20 protein-coding genes and 1 tRNA gene are annotated in these 20,514 nt (G+C 28.2%); 15 read left to right on the top strand and 6 right to left on the bottom strand.

Annotated elements, in window-relative coordinates; genetic code table 11:
• Position 1 precedes the first annotated feature (1 nt).
• The 11 genes from OIF33_RS16445 to OIF33_RS16395 all read left to right on the top strand — a co-directional run bounded on the left by OIF33_RS16445 (position 2) and on the right by OIF33_RS16395 (position 9,920).
• Positions 2–565, top strand: coding sequence for a class D sortase (locus OIF33_RS16445; protein WP_322505322.1), 564 nt, complete (start codon positions 2–4; stop codon positions 563–565).
• A 13-nt stretch (positions 566–578) separates the two neighbouring features.
• On the top strand, positions 579–1,466 hold the full coding sequence (gene isdE / locus OIF33_RS16440) for a heme ABC transporter substrate-binding protein IsdE (RefSeq protein ID WP_322505321.1): 888 nt from the start codon (positions 579–581) through the stop codon (positions 1,464–1,466).
• Positions 1,453–2,439, top strand: coding sequence for an iron ABC transporter permease (locus OIF33_RS16435; RefSeq protein ID WP_322505320.1), 987 nt, complete (start codon positions 1,453–1,455; stop codon positions 2,437–2,439). Before isdE ends, OIF33_RS16435 begins: the two co-directional genes overlap by 14 nt.
• A complete protein-coding gene (locus tag OIF33_RS16430; RefSeq protein ID WP_322505319.1) occupies positions 2,440–3,219 on the top strand; it encodes an ABC transporter ATP-binding protein in 780 nt (259 codons plus the stop codon).
• A 40-nt stretch (positions 3,220–3,259) separates the two neighbouring features.
• Positions 3,260–4,987, top strand: coding sequence for an ABC transporter ATP-binding protein/permease (locus OIF33_RS16425; RefSeq protein ID WP_322505347.1), 1,728 nt, complete (start codon positions 3,260–3,262; stop codon positions 4,985–4,987).
• Complete coding sequence (locus OIF33_RS16420) at positions 4,988–6,676, top strand: ABC transporter ATP-binding protein (RefSeq protein ID WP_322505318.1); 1,689 nt, start codon at positions 4,988–4,990, stop codon at positions 6,674–6,676.
• Complete coding sequence (locus OIF33_RS16415) at positions 6,663–7,058, top strand: YbaN family protein (protein WP_322505317.1); 396 nt, start codon at positions 6,663–6,665, stop codon at positions 7,056–7,058. The genes OIF33_RS16420 and OIF33_RS16415 overlap by 14 nt, the downstream gene beginning before the upstream one ends.
• Positions 7,042–7,338: a nitrous oxide-stimulated promoter family protein gene (locus OIF33_RS16410; RefSeq protein WP_322505316.1), complete on the top strand. Its 297-nt coding sequence runs from the start codon at positions 7,042–7,044 to the stop codon at positions 7,336–7,338. Before OIF33_RS16415 ends, OIF33_RS16410 begins: the two co-directional genes overlap by 17 nt.
• Before the next feature lie 215 nt (positions 7,339–7,553).
• Positions 7,554–7,739, top strand: coding sequence for a (2Fe-2S)-binding protein (locus tag OIF33_RS16405; protein WP_322505315.1), 186 nt, complete (start codon positions 7,554–7,556; stop codon positions 7,737–7,739).
• A 240-nt stretch (positions 7,740–7,979) separates the two neighbouring features.
• Complete coding sequence (locus OIF33_RS16400) at positions 7,980–9,440, top strand: arylsulfatase (RefSeq protein WP_322505314.1); 1,461 nt, start codon at positions 7,980–7,982, stop codon at positions 9,438–9,440.
• A 66-nt stretch (positions 9,441–9,506) separates the two neighbouring features.
• Complete coding sequence (locus OIF33_RS16395; protein WP_322505313.1) at positions 9,507–9,920, top strand: hypothetical protein; 414 nt, start codon at positions 9,507–9,509, stop codon at positions 9,918–9,920.
• Positions 9,921–10,012: 92 nt separating this feature from the next.
• On the opposite strand, the gene OIF33_RS16390 is transcribed toward OIF33_RS16395, so the two are convergent.
• From OIF33_RS16390 to OIF33_RS16370, 5 genes are all read right to left on the bottom strand, one after another.
• Entirely contained in the window at positions 10,013–11,350 is a 1,338-nt protein-coding gene (locus OIF33_RS16390; RefSeq protein ID WP_322505312.1) for an MFS transporter, read from the bottom strand.
• A gap of 125 nt (positions 11,351–11,475) precedes the next feature.
• On the bottom strand, positions 11,476–12,495 hold the full coding sequence (locus OIF33_RS16385) for an ABC transporter substrate-binding protein (RefSeq protein WP_322505311.1): 1,020 nt from the start codon (positions 12,493–12,495) through the stop codon (positions 11,476–11,478).
• The gene (locus tag OIF33_RS16380; protein WP_322505310.1) at positions 12,476–13,264 is read right to left on the bottom strand and encodes a DUF3919 family protein; all 789 of its coding nucleotides are present in this window, start codon (positions 13,262–13,264) and stop codon (positions 12,476–12,478) included. Before OIF33_RS16380 ends, OIF33_RS16385 begins: the two co-directional genes overlap by 20 nt.
• Positions 13,257–14,690: a HAMP domain-containing sensor histidine kinase gene (locus OIF33_RS16375; RefSeq protein ID WP_322505309.1), complete on the bottom strand. Its 1,434-nt coding sequence runs from the start codon at positions 14,688–14,690 to the stop codon at positions 13,257–13,259. Before OIF33_RS16375 ends, OIF33_RS16380 begins: the two co-directional genes overlap by 8 nt.
• Complete coding sequence (locus tag OIF33_RS16370; protein ID WP_322505308.1) at positions 14,677–15,351, bottom strand: response regulator transcription factor; 675 nt, start codon at positions 15,349–15,351, stop codon at positions 14,677–14,679. The genes OIF33_RS16375 and OIF33_RS16370 overlap by 14 nt, the downstream gene beginning before the upstream one ends.
• 389 nt (positions 15,352–15,740) lie before the next feature.
• Between OIF33_RS16370 and OIF33_RS16365 the strand changes: the two genes are divergently transcribed.
• Complete coding sequence (locus OIF33_RS16365) at positions 15,741–16,928, top strand: cation:proton antiporter (RefSeq protein WP_322505307.1); 1,188 nt, start codon at positions 15,741–15,743, stop codon at positions 16,926–16,928.
• Positions 16,929–17,178: 250 nt separating this feature from the next.
• Positions 17,179–17,706, top strand: a complete 528-nt coding sequence (locus OIF33_RS16360) for a hypothetical protein (RefSeq protein ID WP_322505306.1) — start codon at positions 17,179–17,181, stop codon at positions 17,704–17,706.
• Positions 17,707–17,814: 108 nt separating this feature from the next.
• Here the strand turns inward: OIF33_RS16360 and OIF33_RS16355 are convergent.
• A tRNA-Met gene (locus tag OIF33_RS16355) sits at positions 17,815–17,890 on the bottom strand.
• A 169-nt stretch (positions 17,891–18,059) separates the two neighbouring features.
• Here OIF33_RS16355 and OIF33_RS16350 point away from each other — a divergent pair.
• A complete protein-coding gene (locus OIF33_RS16350; protein ID WP_322505305.1) occupies positions 18,060–18,836 on the top strand; it encodes a hypothetical protein in 777 nt (258 codons plus the stop codon).
• Between the two features lie 146 nt (positions 18,837–18,982).
• A complete protein-coding gene (galE, locus tag OIF33_RS16345; protein ID WP_322505304.1) occupies positions 18,983–19,996 on the top strand; it encodes a UDP-glucose 4-epimerase GalE in 1,014 nt (337 codons plus the stop codon).
• Positions 19,997–20,514: the final 518 nt, after the last annotated feature.

Genomic DNA, 20,514 nt, shown 5'->3' with positions numbered 1-20,514 from the left:
TATGAGAAATAAACTAGCTAAAGGGTTATTTGTTTTAGGACTAGTTCTAGTTTCTACTGTTCTTATAGGAAAATTTTATAGAAGCAATGTTGAGAAAAAAACTTTAAAAGACTTTGAGGTAAAGTTTAATTATTCAGAAGAAGAGAAAAAAAATGCTTTAGAAGAAATAAAAAATGGAGAGGGAATGGCCTTAATAGATATAGAAAAAATAGATGTGCATACAGTTATTGCTGAAGGTAGTACTTTAGATGTTTTAGAAAACAACATAGGTCATTTTGAAAACACTGCTATGCCAGGGGAAGAAGGAAACTTCAGCATTGCAGGACACAGAAATACAATAAACAATGAGGTTTTTAGAAATATAGACAAGCTTAAAAATGGAGACAAAATAAAGATTACAACTTTAACTAATGTATTTCAGTATGAGGTTAATGATATTTTTATTACTTCTCCTAGTGATATTGATGTTTTAAATCAGGATCTAAATGAAAAAGTGATAACTATAGTTACATGTACAAATAGAGGAAAAGATAGATACATAGTTAAGGGAAAATTAATAGATTAGTGGAGGGAAAATAGTGTTTTTAAAAAAGGGGATAGCTTTAGGGTTAGTATGTTTTTTAGGATTTGGAATTATTGGGTGTTCAAATAATTCTGAAGAATTAAAAACAAGTTTAAATAAAGAAAATGGAGAAGAGGTTGTTGTAGCCACTTCCGTTGCGGTAACAGAAATATTAGATGAATTAGGAGTAAAGATTAGTGGAGTTCCAACTAGTTCCTATGAGTTACCTGAAAATACTAAGGGAGCTGTGCAAGTTGGTAATCCAATGAATCCAGATTTAGAAATAATAAAATCTTTAAATCCAGATGTTGTAGTATCTGTAGATACCTTAGGAGAAGATTATAAAAAACTATTTACTGATAACAATATACCTAGTGAATTTATAGATTTAACTACATTAGAAGGATTAAAAACAAGTATATCAACTTTAGGTGAAAGATTCAATAAAACAGAAAAAGCAAATGAAATATTAAATGAGCTTAAAGTTAAGGAAGATGAGTTTTCAAATTTATCTAAAGAAGAAAAAAAGGATGTTTTATTAGTATTTGCAGCACCAGGAAGTATGATGATTGCTACTCCTTCATCGTATATAGGAAACTTAGTTGAGAAGGTTGGCGGAAATAATATAGTTAAAGATGATAAAGGGCCATTTGTTTCATATAGCAATGAGGAAATAGTAAAGTTAAATCCAGATATGGTATTGGTTATGACTCATGGAATGCCTGAACAAGCTAAGAAAATGGCTGAGGAAAAATTTGCTTCAGATCCAGCATGGAGCAGAATTGAAGCTGTTAAAGAAGGAAAGGTCTATTACTTAGAAAATGGATACTTTGGTATGAGTGCAAACCTAAAGGTAATAGAAGCTTTAGATAAGTTAGGTGAAATAATATATGGTGAAAAATAATAAGTTAAAAAGCTTATATATAGGATTAGCAATAATAATAGTTTTCGGGTTAATGCTTATTTCTTTAAAGTTGGGAAGTATTGATATAAGTTTTAGTGAATTAATAACAGGTCTTTTAAGTGGAGAAACTCAAGGAAATATAGGAATAATAAAAGATTTAAGGATGCCTAGAGTAATTATAGCAGCTTTAGTTGGAGGAAATCTTGCCTTAGCAGGGGTATTGCTTCAAGCAGTAATAAGAAATCCGTTAGCAGATCCTCAAGTAACAGGAATATCTTCTGGAGCATGCTTAGTATCTTTAGTATTTATAATATTTATGCCAACTTCAGGAGCAATAAGACCAATAGTAGGTTTCTTTGGAGGACTTGTTTCATGCATAGTTGTGTATTTAATGGCTTATAAAAAAGAGTTAGATACTATGAGAATTGTACTTGCAGGGGCTGCTATAAATGCCCTTTTAGTAGGATTATCACAAATATTAACCATAGGGAGTGGGCCTAGTGCAGGAAATATACAATCTTGGATAAGTGGAAGTTTAGCTGCCACTTCATGGGATGAGGTTAAAATTTTATTTGTTTATTCAATAATAGGAATGGGATTTGCATTGGTTTTAGCTAAGTCATGTAATGTTATAGTTTTAGGAAATAAAAATGCAAAAAGTTTAGGGTTTAATTCAGATTTACAAATGATTTTAATAACAGTGGTAGCTGTATTTTTAGGAAGTGTGTCAACAGCCATTGTTGGTATTATTTCCTTTGTTGGATTAGTTGTACCACATATTTGTAGAATATTAATTGGCTCTGATCATAGATACTTGATTCCTTTTTCAATATTTGTTGGAGGAGCATTAGTCTTACTTGCAGATACAATAGGAAGAATGTTAGTAAAACCATATGAAATACCTGCAGGAATAATTATGGCAGTTATTGGAGCACCATTCTTCTTATACCTACTAAGAAGGAGTGATATGTAGATGATTAGAGGAGAGAAATTATCATTCAATTACAGGGGAGAAAAAAATATCATTAATGATTTAAATATATATATAAAAGAGGGAGAGATAACCACTATTATTGGGCCGAATGGAAGTGGAAAGTCAACTTTGTTAAGTTTATTATGTGCTTTAAATAAAAGTAAAACAGGGTATGTTTATTTAGACAATTTAAATATGAACAATCTTAAATATAAGGATATAGCAAAGGTATTAGCCACTGTTCATCAACAAAATAGTGTGCCTAAAGATATAAAGGTTGAGGAGCTTGTTGCTTATGGCAGATATCCTCACAAAGGATATTTTAAGAGTAGTAATAATGAAGATAAAAATATAATTCAATGGGCTTTAGAGTGTACAGGACTTAATGAATTAAAACATAAGGGAGTTATGAATTTATCAGGAGGAGAAAGGCAAAGAGCATTTATATCAATGGCTTTGGCTCAAAAACCTAAAATTTTATTTTTAGATGAGCCAACAACTTATTTAGATATTTTTCATCAAATAGAGATATTAGAGATTGTAAAAAAATTAAATAAGGAGAATGGTTTAACTGTGATTATGGTTTTACATGATATAAATCAAGCAATTAAATATAGTCATAATATTGTTGTCATGAAAGATGGAGAAATTGTAAAAGAGGGAAAAGCAGAGAATGTAATAGATGAAAATTTATTAAAAGAAGTTTATAAGGTTCATGGTGTTATTAACAAATGTAATGAAACTGGAGAGGTTTATTTTATACCAAAAACTATTTGTTAGGTGAATTTATAAACTTTAGAAAGATGGTGTAAGAATTATGATGATAGACAAGAGACTTTTAAACTTGTGTAAGGAATCTAAGAAATACATAGGTTTAACTGTTTTAATGAATTGGATTTCTGTAATTTGTAATCTGATGACAATAATAGTTATTGGATTTAGTATTCAGGAATTTTTTAGCTTAGGAAATATTGAAAATTTAAATAAAAAAATATTAATTTTAATTGGACTTTTAGGAATAAGATTTTGTGTGAACTTATTAAGTGGACACTTCTCATATAAATCTTCGGAGATGGTTAAGGTTACTCTTAGAGATAAGATATATGAGAAGCTTTTAAAGCTTGGAATGAGATATGATAAGGTAGATTCTACATCATCAATTGTTCAAATGGCTGTTGAAGGGGTAGAGGCTCTAGAGGTTTATTTTAGTAAATACTTACCTCAGTTAATATATTCTATTTTAGCTCCTTTGACTTTATTTTGTGCTTTAGCATTTATTTCATTTAAGGCAGCTTTAGTATTTATACTTTGCTTACCGTTAATACCAATCTCAATAATATTAATAATGAAAATAGCAAAGAAAATATTAAAGGATTATTGGGGACAGTATTCAGATTTAGGAAATACATTTTTAGAAAATCTTCAAGGGCTTACAACATTAAAGGTTTTTGATGTTGATAATGAAAGACATGAACTTATGAATGAAGAAGCTGAAAGCTTTAGAAAAATAACAATGAAAGTTTTAAGTATGCAGTTAAACTCAATTAATGTTATGGATTTAATAGCTTTTGGGGGAGCCGCTCTTGGAAGTATAGTAGCTTTATTACAATTTAGAGCTGGAACAGTAAGCCTTGGAGGAATGATAGTAATTTTATTAATATCAGCAGAGTTTTTCATACCTCTTAGATTATTAGGATCATATTTCCATATTGCTATGAATGGAATAGCGGCTGCAGATAGAATTTTTAGGGTTTTAGAAGCTGATGAAAGCAAGATTTCATCAAATAATAACCTTAATGAAATATCAAATATATCTCTTGAGAGTGTAAGTTTTTCTTATGATGGCAAAAGAGAGGTTTTAAAGGATATATCCTTATCAATAAGCAAAGGGGAATATGTAGCAATAATTGGTGAAAGTGGAAGTGGAAAAAGTACTATAGCTTCACTAATCTTAAATAACTATAAGGCATCAAAAGGAAAAATAACTTTAAATGGAGCTGATATAAATAATATAGATTTTGCTGGTCTTTATAATAGAGTATCAATAATATCAACTAATAGTTATATATTTAATGGAACAATAAAGGATAACTTATTAATAGCTAAGAATGATGCAACTTTAGAGGAAATAAATTATGCCTTAGAAAAAGCCAATCTTTTAGACTTTGTAAATTCTAAAAAGGAAAAATTAGATTTAGAAGTTGGTGAAGGTGGATCAAAGCTTTCAGGAGGACAAAAGCAAAGACTTGCTTTAGCTAGAACTATATTAGCTAATAGAGAAGTAATAATATTTGATGAAGCAACTTCAAATATTGATGTTGAAAGTGAAAATATGATTTGGAAATCTATAAATGAAATAGCAAAAGAGAAAACAGTAATAGTTATATCTCATAGATTAGCTAACGTTAAAAATGCAGATAGAATCTATATGTTAGATAAGGGAAGTTTAGTTGAAGAAGGAAGCCATAAAGATCTTATGGAAAGAAGAAATAAATATTATGGCATGGTAAATTATCAAAATGAATTAGAAATAGGAGGTGTTATATAAATGAGAAAATCAGGTTTTTCAATAATGAAAAGGCTTATAGTAGAGCTTAAACCTCTTGCTCCTGTAATGTTCATAACAGTATTTATGGGAGTTTTAGGATTTTTAGCAGCTATAGGAATAACTGTCTTTGGGAGTGTAGCAATATCAAGCTTAATAGATAGTACTATAAGTTTTTCATTTAAAACAGCTCTTATTTTAATGATAGTACTTGGAATATTAAGAGGACCTTTAAGATATGGAGAACAGCTAAGTGGTCATTATATAGCCTTTAAAATATTGGTTATATTAAGAGATAAAGTATTTTCTGCCCTTAGAAAACTGGCACCAGCTAAGCTGGAAAGTATGGAGAAGGGAAATCTAATCTCAATGATAACTTCTGACATTGAACTTTTAGAAGTATTTTATGCACATACTATAGCGCCAATAAGTATAGCAATTATAACTAACTCTATAATGGGATTAATATTATTAAGTATAAACGTAAAGGTAGGGATAGTTGGAATAATTGGTTATATATTAATAGGTTTTGGCGTTCCTTATATTAGTAGTAGCTTTGGAAAAGAAGCTGGTGTTCAATATAGAGAAGCATTTGGAAAAACAAATTCTTATATTCTAGATTCTCTTAGAGGTATTAAAGAAGTTTTAATTTTTAATAATGGTACTGAAAGAAGAGATAACATAAAAAAATTATCTGAAGGATTAAATGAAAAGCAAAAGGTTATAAAAAAGCATGAAGGAATAATAAGAGCTTTTAGTGATTTAATCATAATGTTAACGATACTTATAGCTTTATATGTTTCTTACTTAGAGGTTTTAAAAGGAACTATGACAATAGGTCAATTAATAATTATGGTTACCTTAATAGCATCTTCCTTTGGTCCTGTGGTTGCTTTAAGTAATTTATCTAACAATCTTCTTTTAACTTTTGCATCAGCTCAAAGAATTTTTAACATATTAGACGAAAAGCCTTCTGTAGAAGAAGTTTTAGGTGAAGGTATGAAAGTTAAAAACAAAATATGCTATAAGAATGTTTCTTTTGCATACATGGGAAAAGAAAATGTATTAAAAGATATAAATATAGATATAAACTTAGGAGACAAAATTGCTGTAATTGGAGAAAGTGGAACTGGAAAGAGTACCTTTGTAAAATTACTTATGAGATTTTGGGATGTTACAAAAGGAGAAATTAACCTAGGAAGCAAAAATGTAAAAGATATTCAGACAAAAGAGTTAAGAAAGAAAATGTCCTTAATGGGTCAAGAAACAAGCCTATTTAATATGAGTATTGAGGACAATATCAAAATAGGAAAGCTAAATGCAACTTTAGATGAGGTAAAAGAAGCAGCTAAGAAAGCAGGAATACATGAGTTTATAGAGACTTTAGAGGATGGATATAAAACAAAGGTAGGAGAATTAGGTGGCAACTTATCTTCAGGAGAAAAACAAAGAATTGGACTAGCTAGAGTTTTCCTAAGAGAAAGTGAAATTGTAATTTTAGATGAGCCTACAAGTAATTTAGATACTTTAAATGAGGGAATAATCCTTAAGTCTATAAGAACACACTTAAAAAATAAAACTCTTATCCTTATAACTCACAGAAAGTCTACAACTAGGGTATGTGAAAAAGTATTTAGAATTAACAAGGGTAATTTAATTCAATGTGAAGAGGTGAAACATGAGCTTGCTTAGAATATTTTATGTGGTTTTAGGGTTTCTTTCATTAGGATTAGGGATAGTAGGAATAATACTACCAATATTACCTACTACACCATTTTTATTATTAACAGCCTTTTGTTTTGTTAAAGGGTCAGATAAATTTGATAGATGGTTTAAGGGAACAAGTATATACAAAAAGCACTTAGAAAGCTTTGAAAAAAATAGAGCTATGACTTTAAAAACAAAGGTAAGTATATTACTTATGGCTGACATAATGCTTTTATTTCCACTAATATTATCAAATAGTATTCATTTAAAAATATTTATAGTAGTACTAATGATCTTTAAATTCTATTATTTTATATTTAGAATTAAAACAGTAAAAGTGGGTGAAGTTTTTGAACAGAATAGATAAAGAAAAAGAGATAATAACATTGATGATAAAACTTTATTGTAAGAAAAAACATGGTAGTCAAAATGGAGAACTGTGTGCTGAATGTAGAGAGTTAGAGGAATATGCTCATAAAAGGTTAAGTTATTGTAAGTTTGGAAATGAAAAAAGTTCTTGTAAAAAGTGTCCTATTCATTGTTACAAGAAAGATATGAGAGAAAAGGTTAAAGAGGTAATGAAGTTTTCAGGACCTAGAATACTCTTATATAACCCCAAGGAATATATAAGACACATATTTAAATAAATTTATAAAAAGCTATGCAAAGGTTAAAATATTTGCATAGCTTTTTTGTTAGGCTTTGTTTAAGGTGAATATTGATTATTAGCTAGCCTTTAAGAACTAGCTGATAATCAACACTATTTTAAAACACAGCCTTTTAGTATTACTAATTTATTTTAATAAGGGAAATTTATGTGGTAAGCTAAAAATAGATTTTTAAAGTCAAGGAGATGTTTAATTTGAGTAATATAGATAATGATAAAATTGTATGTAGATGTAAAAAAGTATCTGAGAGAACAATAATAGAAGCCATAAAAAATGGAGCAGACACTTATGAAAAAGTTAAAAAGGAGACAGGGGCTAATGTCTATGGTTGTTTTGCCTGTAGGTTAGAAATAAAAAGATTAATAGAAGAAAACAAATAATAACAGAGTCATTATTCTAAAAATAAGAGGTTGTATCAAAACTAAAATGTAAGGCTTATAAAGTTTATACTATTTAAAAGTCTTATTGGAGAATTATTTTGGCACAGCCTTTTTTTCGTTTGAGTAAAAGAGTTAAAAATATTTAATAAAACTGTAAAAATAGCCAATCTACATAAGTTAATGAAAAGGTTATAATATATTTAAATAGGTATAATGAAAAGGGAAATGGGGGAATTGAAGATGAGACCAAATGTTGTTTTAATGATGGTTGATCAGATGAGAGGAGATTGCCTTGGGGTTAATGGTAATGAGTTTATAGAAACTCCTAATCTAGATATGATGGCTACTCAAGGATATAACTTTGAAAATGCATACACAGCGGTTCCAAGTTGTATTGCAGCCAGAGCTGCTGTGCTAACAGGTATGAGCCAGAAATCACATGGAAGAGTAGGATATCAAGATGGAGTTGCATGGAATTATGAAAATACCATAGCTTCAGAATTTTCAAAGGCTGGTTATCATACTCAATGTATTGGAAAGATGCATGTTTATCCAGAAAGAAATCTTTGTGGATTTCATAATATTATGTTACATGATGGCTATTTACACTTTGCTAGAAATAAGGAGGGAAAGGCAGCTACTCAAATAGAGCAATGTGATGATTATTTAAAATGGTTTAGAGAAAGACAAGGACATAATGCAGATTTAATAGATATAGGTCTTGATTGTAATTCATGGGTAGCTAGACCATGGGGATATGAGGAAAATTTACATCCAACTAATTGGGTAGTTAATGAATCCATAGACTTCTTGAGAAGAAGGGACCCAAGTAAACCATTCTTTTTAAAAATGTCATTTGTTAGACCGCATTCACCATTAGATCCACCAAAGGTCTATTTCGATATGTATAAGGATGAAAATTTACCCGAACCTTTAATGGGAGATTGGGCAATTGGAACTGATGAGGATAATAGAGGAAAAGATATAAATTGTATAAAAGGAATAGTAAATAAAAAAGCATTAAAAAGAGCTAAAGCTGCTTATTATGGATCAATAACTCATATTGATCATCAAATAGGAAGATTTTTAATAGCTTTATCAGAATACAGGGAGTTAAATAATACGATATTCTTATTTGTTTCAGATCATGGTGATATGATGGGAGATCATAATTGGTTTAGAAAGGCTATTCCTTATGAGGGAAGCGCTAGAGTTCCATTTTTCATCTATGATCCAGGAAACTTATTAAAGGGAGAAAAGGGAAAAGTATTTGACGAAGTTCTAGAGTTAAGAGACATTATGCCAACTCTATTAGATTTTGCGGATATTGAGATACCAGACTCAGTAGAAGGTTTAAGTCTAAAAGATTTAGTTCAGGGGGAAGGCAAGACATGGAGAGAATATATTCATGGAGAGCATTCCTTTGGTGATGACTCTAACCATTATATTGTAACAAAGAAAGATAAATTTTTATGGTTTTCTCAAAGAGGTGAGGAACAGTATTTTGATTTAGAGAATGATCCTAATGAGCTTACTAATCTTATAAATTACAAGGAATATAAGGAGAGGATAGATTACTTAAGAAAAATATTAATTAAGGAATTAGAGGGAAGAGAAGAAGGATATAGTGATGGAGCTAAACTACTAGTTGGAAATCCAGTAAGTACTTTAAGCTATTTGTATAAAAGCAATCAGTTATAGAGATTACATTATAACTAATTTGAATTTTTTGAATTTAAAATGAGTTATAAATAAGGGGGAATGGTTGTGCTTAAAAAAATTATTGCTTCGTTTATTTTAATTTTAGTTTTAGTTTTAGTTATTGGGTTAGTTGGAATCAAATATTCTAAATATAATAAATCCTATGGATGGACTTATTTAAAATATAATGATACTTTATATGTTTTAAATCTTGACTCACCAGAGGATAATGAAGAAAAAATAAATAATTTGGAGTTTGTTGGTGTTGTTAAGAAAAAGATACCTAAATTATTTGAACCTATTGCCAATAATAGTTCAAATGGAATACCAAAAGGCGTTAAATTTTTCAAAGATAAAAATTCTGTAGATAATAATATTTATATATTAGTTAAAGGCAAATACTATCCACTGTCTAATATTGAAACTGCTGAGGGATGGGGAAATGGTATAAAAGCTAATTTTAAAGAATTAAGAGTATAGATTCACTTAAAAAGGAAACTGGAAGGGGGGAGCCTTCTAGTTTCCTTTATTTGATTTATATATGTATATATTTATTTATATCTAATTAATTATTAAGCTACTTTTTTTTCTTCTTTTACATTTGTTTTTATTTTTAAAGTTAAAGATAAAAGAATTAATGCTATGAATGCACCTATTATGATAAATATGAATGCACCGTTCCATCCAAAGTTATCAGCTATCATACCTAAAACGAAGTCAGCCATGAACTCACCAAGAAGGTATCCGCAAAGCCCTGAGAAACCAGTAGCAGATCCAACAGCGAAGTTAGGTACAACATCGATTAAGTTCATTCCTATTAATAATTGAGGTCCATATATGAAGCAACCTATGAATGCAACAGCAATCATTGTTACTAAAGTACTACTTGTTTGCCAATAAGCTACTGTAGCAAATATAACACCTATCATACATAGAATACTAAGTGGAGCACGTCTTCCTTTAAAAATAACGTCTGAAAGCCATCCAAGTAATATTGATGCTGGTATTGCAGCATATTCAAATAAGAACATTGCCCAGTTAGCATTAGCTGCTGAGAATCCTTTTGATTCTTGTAAGTATATAGGAATCCAGTTGACAACACCTTGTCTTATTAAATAAACAAAGATATTAGCCATTGCTAAGTACCAAACATATTTATTTTTAAGAACATATTTAACCATTATTTCTTTTGAAGATAAATTTGTTGGGTTAACATCGTCTTTAACTTCTGAATAATCATTTCTATATTCATCAATTGGAGGTAAACCAACAGATGCTGGAGTATCAGCTCCAATTACGTAACAGAATAAAGCTATTACTGTACATATTATTGCTGGAACAAAAAATATTGATTGGAAATGATTTTGTCCAAATACTAATAAACATAAAGTTGCAATAGGTGCTATTAAGCCCCCACCTATATTATGGGAAGTATTCCATATTCCCATTTTAAGTCCTCTTTCTTTTTGAGAGAACCATTTACCTAATACTATTGAACATGGTGGAGCTCCCATACCTTGGAATAATCCGTTAAGTATCATAAGTATTAAGAATATTGGAACTGTACGAGCGAATCCCATTAAAACACTCATTACAGATGATGCAATAAGTCCGAAACATATAAATTTTTTGACATTTGATTTGTCTGATAAATTACCTAAAACGAACTTGCTTAAACCATAAGATACAGCAAGTCCCATACTTATAAGTCCTATTTGTGTTTTTGAAAATCCATAGTTATTAATTAAATATGGTGATGCTACAGCAAAGTTTTTTCTAACTAAGTAGTAACCTGTATATCCAATAAATATCATAAGAAACATACGAATACGATAAGCTTTGTATGCTGATGGTATTTTATCTTTTGGAAGTCTAGGTATTGCTGGAGCTGGGCTAAAAAATCCAAACATTCTATAATCCTCCTACTATTTGTGTTAATGTTTTCAAGAAACAGTTTACTTATTAATAATAAGATAAGAATTAAACAAGAAAATCTCTTAAATGTTTCACAAATGTAACATTTAAGAGATTTTAATTAATTTTTATTGGTATAAAGTATTTTCATAATTTCATTTCTATCTTCAGCCGCTAGGTAGAAGTTATATTTATCATATATTTTAAATTGATTTGTGTCAAAGTTTTTAGTTGAAATAGCCTTAGAAAATTTAGAAAGATTTTTTGAGGTTTCATTTGATAATACAAAATCTATAAATTTTTTTGCTATTTTTTTATGTTTAGAATTCTTTATTAAGGCTATAGAATCCACATTCCATCCCGCATTTTCTGGAACTATGCTAATAATATTATCTGAAGATTTATCCGCTATAAGTTGATCGCTTAGAAAATTAACAGTTAATAAGTACTCTCCAGAGGCAACTCTTTGAATTGAATTAAATCCACTTATAGTTGAAGAGGCAACATTATTATTAAGTTTTTTTATGAAATCTTCAAATTTCTCTTTCCCCAGTTCTTGATAAAGTGATGCCATTAAGGTGTATCCGGTACCAGAAGTTTGAGGGTTAGGAAGTATTATTTTATTTTTAAATTCTGGATTCAGTAAGTCCTCAATTTTATTAGGATAAGGAACAGAATCTCCAAAAGTTTTTTTCCATAGTGATTCATTTATACCTATTGCAAGAGGAGTTATTTGAAAGCCAGTCCAATATCCATTTAAATCTTTATATTTCGTAGGAATATTATTAGCTGATGGTGAGTTATAATCTCCTAAGGCATTATTTTTCTTAAGAATTTCATAAGCATCACAGCTTCCACCTATAAAAATATCTCCTTGAGGATTATCCTTTGTATCTAATATTCTTTGTACTGCTTCTTCTGTTGGAAGCTTTATATATTCATAAGTACAATCATACTCACTTTTAAATTTCTCAAGAAGGTATTTTCCTTCCTCTTCTCTTAAAGAACCATAAACAACTATGTGGTTCATATTTGAAGTGCTTAGGGCTTTTTCCTTTTTTAAAATATGTAAATGTGCTAGTAAAATAATAATAATAATTATGAATAGTAAGGTAATTTTTTTATTTAAAAATTTCTTCATTTAAATTCCCCTTTAAATAAATAGTTTTACCATTTTCATCACCTAGATATTGTATAATTACGTAGTCTTTATAAACATCTATATAAAAAGTATTATTAGATACATCTCCTTCTTTAGCATATCTATATAGAGTTAAATGGTACTTTGGAAGTTCGCTTAAATCAGTTTTTAAGAAATCCTTATTATCATTCATAATTCTTAAAGTTTTAAAATCTTCTAACAAAAATTCCTTAGAATCATTTGAAAGATTTTTAACAACACCATCTTCTTTGTAGGTGATTAAGTTATCAGGACTTGATAATATAGACTCAAAGTTGCTAACTGTATAGAATGCATCTTTCAAATCATTTCTTAGCATATTTATTAAATAAGAGTTGTTTGAGAAACTTTCTCCATTTAATTTTAATGCGTTTGATATTTCAAAAGGTGTTGAATCACCATTTAAATAAAAAATTTCACCTGAGATAAATAATGTATTTTTTAAAGGAAGCGTATTTTCATTATTTGAATTAGTTACGCATATCTTATTGAAATAATGTAGTAATTCATTAAGTTCAGATTTATTTGAAATTACGGCAGTACCTAAATATGGGTTTGAAATTGTTATTTTATCAGGTATCTTAATATTTAAATCAACCTTATTTTCTTTAGAACTTTTAACTACAGTTAAAGAATCGTATATATCATTAGAATAATAAATGTATGTAGCAAGTATTATTATTATAAAAAATAAGTAAATGAAAAGAGTATTTTTAAAGTTCTTACTCATTATTTTCTGAAACCTCCTTATTCTCACTTTTTTTATGAATAAAGAAGGAGAGTGTAGCTTTAGTTCCAACATCTAATTCACTTTCTATATTGAAACCATAATTTTGGCTTTGCATTATATCTTTACAAATCTTTATTCCAAGTCCATTACCCTTAGGATTTGTGTACTCATCCTTAATTAAGAAACCTGTTCCATCATCTTCTATAATGACATCTATTTTATTAGTAGATTTCGTAGTAAAAATTTTGAGAGTTTCACATCCACTATATTTTATTGCATTATCTATTATATTTATAAAGACTTGCTTCGTTTTATCATGGTCTCCATATATAAAAAATGATTCATAATTTCTTTCAACTTTAATATCATAATTATCAAGTTTTATTTTTAGGATTTTTAAACAATCATCTATTAGAGACTTAACATCTATATACGTATATTCAATCTGAAAATTATCTTTATTACTTTTAGCAATCAAAAGTATTTCCTCAACTAAGTTTAAAAGTCTTTTACCTTCTTTTTCTATAAGAGAGGAGCTTTGAATAATTTTTTCTTTATCATTTAATTTTGGAATGATTTCTGAAAATCCAATTATTGCAGTTAATGGTGTTTTAAATTCATGAGATACATTATCAAAAAATTTCTTTTGATGAAGTTTAGAAGATTTTATTTCATTTATGTATTTATCAAGGTTTTCACTCATTATGTTAAAGGTATTTGCTAAATCTTCAACTTCATCACCACTTGTTATGTGGAGCTCTTCTTTAAAGTTACCTTCAGAAATATTTTTAGATTTTTGTTTTAAAACAACTAAAGGACTAACCAATTCCTTGGCAAAGGTGTTTATTAAAAATATTGCAATTACTATTGCAATTAATCCGCTAATAATAAATATTGTTAATGTATTTTTTAATATCTCATAAGCTTCTGTGTTTATTAAAATCAATCTTATGGCACCATATTCTTTCCCTTCATAAAATATTGGACTAGAAAGAAATATAGTAGGAGTATTATCTATTTTCTCTACTATATAGGCTGTTTGACCTTTTAAAGCTTCATTTATATCAGAACCAAATAAAGATACCTCATCTGATGATGAATCATATATTATTTGAGCTGAATTACTTATTATTTGAATTCTCACATTATATTTTTCACTAAGTGTTGAAGCTATAAATGGTGCATTATCTCTAATAATATCTTCCTTATTTTCAGAATCATTTGATGAAAGTAAATTAAGTATGTAAGATTCCGTTGTCCTACTTTTATCAAGTAGATATTCTATGGAGTTATTTATTAAGTTTTTATTCAAAGCATTATAAGTTATTATGAATATAAAAATTATTATAGGCGTTAATATCAATAAGTTCGTTAAAATAATTTTTTGCTTTAAATTTAATTTAAGTTTCATTTTATTGTTCTTCATCTAACTTATAACCAGCCTTATATAAGGTTTTTATGTAGTTTTGACATGGACCTAACTTCTTTCTAAGTCTTTGAATTAGGATGTCTACAGCTCTAGTTGTTCCTTCAAAATCATATCCCCAAACTTTATTTAGTAGTTCTTCTCTTGAAAAAACTCTATTTTTATTTTGACAAAGGCATCTTAAAACTTCAAATTCTTTAAAGGTTAGATTTATGTACTCAGAATTAATAAGAGCCTTTCTTTCATCTAATAATAGAATAAGCTCTCCAACTATTAAATCCTTTACTTTTTTTTCGCAAGAATTTGAAATATGTCTGCTAACTATGTTTATTCTTAACATTAATTCAGTACTATTAAAGGGTTTAGTTATATAATCTTCAGCACCTAATTGAAGACCTAAAAGTTTATCATTTATATCATTTTTAGCTGTTAACATAATTATAGGTATATCATCTATATTTTTTATTTTTGGTATTAGATTAAAGCCACTTATATCTGGTAACATAGCATCTAGAATTATTATGTCTGGCTTTTCTTTTATTACTAATTCTAATGCATCCAAGGCATTCTCAGCTGTTATAGGAATGTGACCTTCTATTTCTAAGTTCATTTTGATAAGTTGTAATATGCTCACTTCATCATCTACAACTAAAATTTTCATAAATATGGATCCCCCTTTATTAGAATATAGCGGCAACTTTAATTTTAGCATAAAATTTACTTCTTAATTGGACTATTTTAACTTTCATTCACAAAAGAAAGTTAATTATTTTTTTTAAAAATAGATTTTAGAAGAAATTAATATTTGATTTTATTTTAAATAGAAAATCATTAAAAAATTTTTAAACTATTAAATTAAATTTAATAAGAATATATATTGTTGTACACATTTTACAGTTAAAAACTAAAGTAGTTAATAAGTGAATAGTATAGATAAATAGACTGTTATTTAAATAAATTATTTCAATATGATGACATATATTGAAATAATTAGAAATAGAAATTATAATTGGTAGTAATGCATATTTTTAAATTAGGGAGGGGTTTATAGTGTTATCTTATGAATTTTTATTTGACTTGGCACTTATTCTTATTAGTACTAAGATCTTTGGGCTAATAACTAAAAGAGTTAAAATGCCTCAAGTTGTTGGGGCTTTGCTTGCAGGGATTATCTTAGGACCAGCAGTCTTAAATGTTTTATCAGAAACAGAATTTATACAGCAACTTGCAGAGCTTGGAGTAATAGTTTTAATGTTTACTGCAGGATTGGAAACAGATATTAATCAATTGAAGAAAACAGGTAAAGCATCATTTATAATAGCTGTACTTGGAGTAATAATCCCACTTATAGGTGGATTTTTTATTGCAAGTATATTTAATAAGGGAGTAGATTCTAATGCTGTTCTACAAAATGTCTTTATTGGAATAATATTAACAGCCACTTCAGTTAGTATTACAGTAGAAACATTAAAAGAGATGGGAAAATTAAGCACAAGAGCAGGGAATGCGATACTAGGAGCTGCTATAATTGATGATATTTTAGGTATTGTGGCTTTAACCATAACAACAAGTTTAGCAGATCCATCAGTTAATGTAGTATTAGTTTTAGGTAAAATAGTAATGTTCTTTATTTTCGCAGGATTAGCAGGATACTTATTCCACTGGGCATTCATAAAATTAGATGAAAGATATCAAAGGGATTTAAGAAGATTTGTAATTATAGCCTTTGTATTTTGTTTATTATTATCTTTCGTGGCGGAGGAGTTCTTTGGAGTAGCAGATATAACTGGAGCATTTATAGCAGGATTAGTAATATCTGATTCTAATAGAACAAAATATTTAAACTCCAGATTCGAAACATTATCATATATGTTATTATCACCTATATTCTTTGCTAGTATAGGAATAAAGGTAGAGTTGACAACTATGACTAAACCAATTTTTATATTTGCTATATTATTACTTTTAATAGCTATAATTAGTAAGATAGTAGGATGTGGTCTAGGAGCTAAGTTGTGTCATTATAGTAATAGTGAAGCCATTCAGATTGGAACAGGGATGATATCAAGGGGAGAGGTAGCACTTATAGTAGCTAATAAAGGAATTGCAATGGGGTTAATGTTACCAGAATTTTTAGCTCCAATAATAATCGTTGTTGTTGTTACAACAATAGTAACACCTATTTTATTAAAAATAGCCTTTAACACTAAATCTAAAAATGTAAGTGTTAATATGTAGAGTTTAAAAATGATTTAAAAAAATTGATTATTATTAAAATATTTTAAGCTTAGCTATTAAAAAATAGAAAAAATGATTTTTTTTTATAATTATAGTAAAAATATTAGCAACTAGTGATTGGAATCCTTTGAAAGGATAGAGCTTAGTATTAATATAATTAATAAATAATTATATAAATACTAAGGCTTGAGTGTAGATGAATTCTACATTGAAACTATAGTATTTGTATTTATCTTAGGAGGTAATACAAATGAATAAAGAAACAATAGATATTGAAGTAGAAGAACTTCTACCATTTAATGATGAAGCTGATGTGGAAGAATTTAAAAAATTTCTTAGACAATATGGAATAGAAGATGCTTTAGAAGATACTACATTAGAGTACACTAGAAAAAAATTAGAAAATCTAGTTGTTCTAGCTGAAGAAGGAGAAGATCCAGAACTTGCTGAACATAAGCATATTTTAAAAAAATTAGTAAATAATTTAAAAGGTAGAAAAGATAAAAGAGAAGCTATGAAAGCCTTTTTCGAAGTTTATAGAGATTATGAAGATTTATTAAGCGAACAGTGTGGAGAACTACTAAACACTAAAGAATTAGATAAAAAGATTAAAGACGCTTTAAGAGAATATAAAAAATACGAACACTTTAAAGCTCATGAAGAACAAATAGCTCAAAAATGGATTAGAGAATTAAATAAAGAAGCTATAGAATATAAAAAAGAATGTAAAGAGCTAAAAAGAGATATTAGAAGAGACGAAAAAAGATTAGAAAAATAGAAATATACAAGCTATATCAAGACAACTTGTTTTGATATAGCTATTTTTATTTTAAAATAAATATTGGATTCAAATAAAAAAAGGTTCTGTTTTACAGAACCTTTTTTGTGGTTGCGGGAGCAGGACTTGAACCTACGACCTTCGGGTTATGAGCCCGACGAGCTACCAGCTGCTCCATCCCGCGTCATTAAATTGTATTTACTACTCTTTAACTATACGTTAACATATCAATAAAGTCAAGTAATTTAAATATTTATTTTAAATTGTATAAAGGCTTAGAACTTTTACTTTTGTGATATATAATAAATATATAGGGGACGTATATAGTTTTAATTTGTAGTTCAGGAGGAGAAATGTTTACCAAAGGTTTTGATGAAGCATATAGTAGGGCTTTAGAACTTCAAGAATTATTTTCTAATGAAAAAGAAAAATATTATGAAGAATTAAAAAATGAAAACAGAGATATAAAGCATTTAGTTAACAAAATAAACGAAGAAAAAATATATATATTAGAAACACTAGTACCTAAATATGCTAAAAATATGAGTATTTTAGAAAGAAAAGCTATAAAAGCTACTTTAGGAGAAGAAGTTAGTAGTGAATATGTAATAAATGATTATGATATACGACCTATTAAAGAACTTTTAATGATAGATTGTAATGAAAAGTCTATTATAAAAAATATAAAGAGTCCTTTTATTAAGGTCTTTAAGATAAACAAAATAAATAAAAATTTAGATGAAGAAATGATGGAAATACAAGCCGCAAGAGATGAAATGAAGAAGATTTTAGAGCAAGCAAAAGATGATAAAAATAAATTAATAGGAATTTACAAGTTATTATGTTCTGCTACTAATTTAGGTGAGGCTATAGAACAAAGATTTAGAGATTTCATTCCTATGATACAGAGTAGTAGGCTTATATACGGAGATACTAACATAGAAAAGAGAAGCTATAGAATAGGAAATGTTCTAAAGTGCTATGAAGGAATAACAGTATTTTTAGTAAAAGTATGTGAAACTAGATATAGAAATACAGATGGAAAAAAGGTTAAGTATATAAAAGATTCTTTAATTGATGAACATTTAGAAGAATTAAAGTTCTGGAAGGAAAATTTTAATGAAATATAAATTATGTGTATAAGAAGTGGTTTGTATTTACAAAAATATATAAAATTGCCCAAGTAATCCGTGTTAAAATGTAATAAAGTGTAAATTAGGTTTTAATTTGTAAGTTTGTAAAGAAACACTTAATACGGTATAAAGGGTGGAGAAAAATGGCTATATTAGTAACAGGAGGGCTTGGTTATATAGGAAGCCATACATGCGTTGAATTAATAAATAAAGGGCTTGAGATTGTAGTTATAGACAACCTATCCAATAGTAAAGAGTTGGTTAAAGATAGAATAAAAGAAATCACAGGAAGTGATATAAAGTTTTATAAAATGGATTTGCTTGATAGTGATGGATTAGAGAGAGTATTTTCAGAAAATGAAATAGATTCAGTAATTCATTTTGCAGCATTAAAGGCTGTTGGAGAATCTACAGTAATACCACTAGAGTATTATAAAAATAACTTAGTTAGCACATTAGTTTTATTAGAAACTATGAAAAAATATAATGTTAAAAAATTGGTGTTTAGTTCATCGGCTACTGTTTATGGAGAGTGTAAGATTGTTCCGTGTCATGAAGAATGTCCTTTATCAGTTACTAATCCATATGGAAGAACTAAACTTATGATAGAAGAAATTTTAAGTGACTTATATAAATCAGATGATACTTGGGATATATGTATTTTAAGATATTTCAATCCTGTAGGCGCACATAAAAGTGGGTTAATAGGGGAAGAGCCAAATGGAATTCCAAATAATTTAATGCCATATATAACTAAGGTTGCTATTGGAGAACTTGAAGAGCTAAGTATTTTTGGAAGTGACTATGCTACACATGATGGCACTGGAGTTAGAGATTATATCCATGTAGTTGATTTAGCAATTGGACATCTTAAGGCACTAGAGAAATTAACAATGAAACCTGGTCTTGTTATTTATAACTTAGGAACAGGAAGAGGATATAGTGTTTTGGATTTGGTCAATGCTTTTTCAAAGATAAGTGGAAAAGATATTGCCTATAAAATAATAGAAAGAAGACCTGGGGATGTGGCAGAGTGTTATGCTGATCCAAGCAAAGCTAACAATGAGTTAGGATGGCAAGCTAAATATGAAATAGAAGAGATGTGTGAGGACTCTTGGAGATGGCAAACTCAAAGTTATAAAGTATATAATTCTTAGAGATATAAAATTGATTAATATGGCTATTTTTGTCGTTTAAAATAACAGTAAAGTAAATATATTCAATAAATTGATAAAAATTTTTAAAGAATAAAGAAAAATATGTAGATTTTATTGAATTTTTAACCAGAATGTGATACTGTCTACATATAGTAAATACTTATAGCGTGTTAGTATTTATTTTGGAATTGGTTGGAGAAATTTTTCTTCAGCCTTTATTCTTTATATAGATAATTTAGAAGTTCGGATATATTAATTATTAGTTAGATATCTAAAGAAGTTGGGAGCTGTATCATTGATATGGCTCCTTTTTTGTTTGAGCGTATTCTATAAAAGGAATACAATCTCACTAAAGTTCGATTGCATAAGTTCAAGATACCAAATTTTAAATTTGGACTTTCATCTAAGCCTTAGATATTATTCTGAAATAGACAATAGAAACTCTTTGCGAAATTAAGTTAGGTCTGAATATATATCTAGAAATCAACAATTACTTAAAACATAGCCTAATTTTATTA

This window comes from Clostridium sp. LIBA-8841 (assembly GCF_034439435.1).
Lineage (GTDB): Bacteria > Bacillota > Clostridia > Clostridiales > Clostridiaceae > Sarcina.
The sequence above is the reverse complement of the archived record's forward strand: the minus strand, read 5'-3'. Positions and strand labels throughout refer to the sequence as shown.

Bases quoted from the DNA above. Each gene is read 5' to 3' on its own strand.
- OIF33_RS16445 (WP_322505322.1), top strand. From the start codon at position 2: ATGAGAAATAAACTAGCTAAAGGGTTATTTGTTTTAGGACTAGTTCTA.
- OIF33_RS16435 (WP_322505320.1), top strand. From the start codon at position 1,453: ATGGTGAAAAATAATAAGTTAAAAAGCTTATATATAGGATTAGCAATA.
- OIF33_RS16380 (WP_322505310.1), bottom strand. From the start codon at position 13,264: ATGAGTAAGAACTTTAAAAATACTCTTTTCATTTACTTATTTTTTATA.
- OIF33_RS16370 (WP_322505308.1), bottom strand. From the start codon at position 15,351: ATGAAAATTTTAGTTGTAGATGATGAAGTGAGCATATTACAACTTATC.
- OIF33_RS16360 (WP_322505306.1), top strand. From the start codon at position 17,179: ATGAATAAAGAAACAATAGATATTGAAGTAGAAGAACTTCTACCATTT.
- OIF33_RS16430 (WP_322505319.1), top strand. From the start codon at position 2,440: ATGATTAGAGGAGAGAAATTATCATTCAATTACAGGGGAGAAAAAAAT.
- OIF33_RS16400 (WP_322505314.1), top strand. From the start codon at position 7,980: ATGAGACCAAATGTTGTTTTAATGATGGTTGATCAGATGAGAGGAGAT.
- OIF33_RS16425 (WP_322505347.1), top strand. From the start codon at position 3,260: ATGATAGACAAGAGACTTTTAAACTTGTGTAAGGAATCTAAGAAATAC.
- OIF33_RS16385 (WP_322505311.1), bottom strand. From the start codon at position 12,495: ATGAAGAAATTTTTAAATAAAAAAATTACCTTACTATTCATAATTATT.
- galE (WP_322505304.1), top strand. From the start codon at position 18,983: ATGGCTATATTAGTAACAGGAGGGCTTGGTTATATAGGAAGCCATACA.
- OIF33_RS16375 (WP_322505309.1), bottom strand. From the start codon at position 14,690: ATGAAGAACAATAAAATGAAACTTAAATTAAATTTAAAGCAAAAAATT.
- OIF33_RS16390 (WP_322505312.1), bottom strand. From the start codon at position 11,350: ATGTTTGGATTTTTTAGCCCAGCTCCAGCAATACCTAGACTTCCAAAA.
- OIF33_RS16415 (WP_322505317.1), top strand. From the start codon at position 6,663: ATGAGCTTGCTTAGAATATTTTATGTGGTTTTAGGGTTTCTTTCATTA.
- OIF33_RS16420 (WP_322505318.1), top strand. From the start codon at position 4,988: ATGAGAAAATCAGGTTTTTCAATAATGAAAAGGCTTATAGTAGAGCTT.
- OIF33_RS16350 (WP_322505305.1), top strand. From the start codon at position 18,060: ATGTTTACCAAAGGTTTTGATGAAGCATATAGTAGGGCTTTAGAACTT.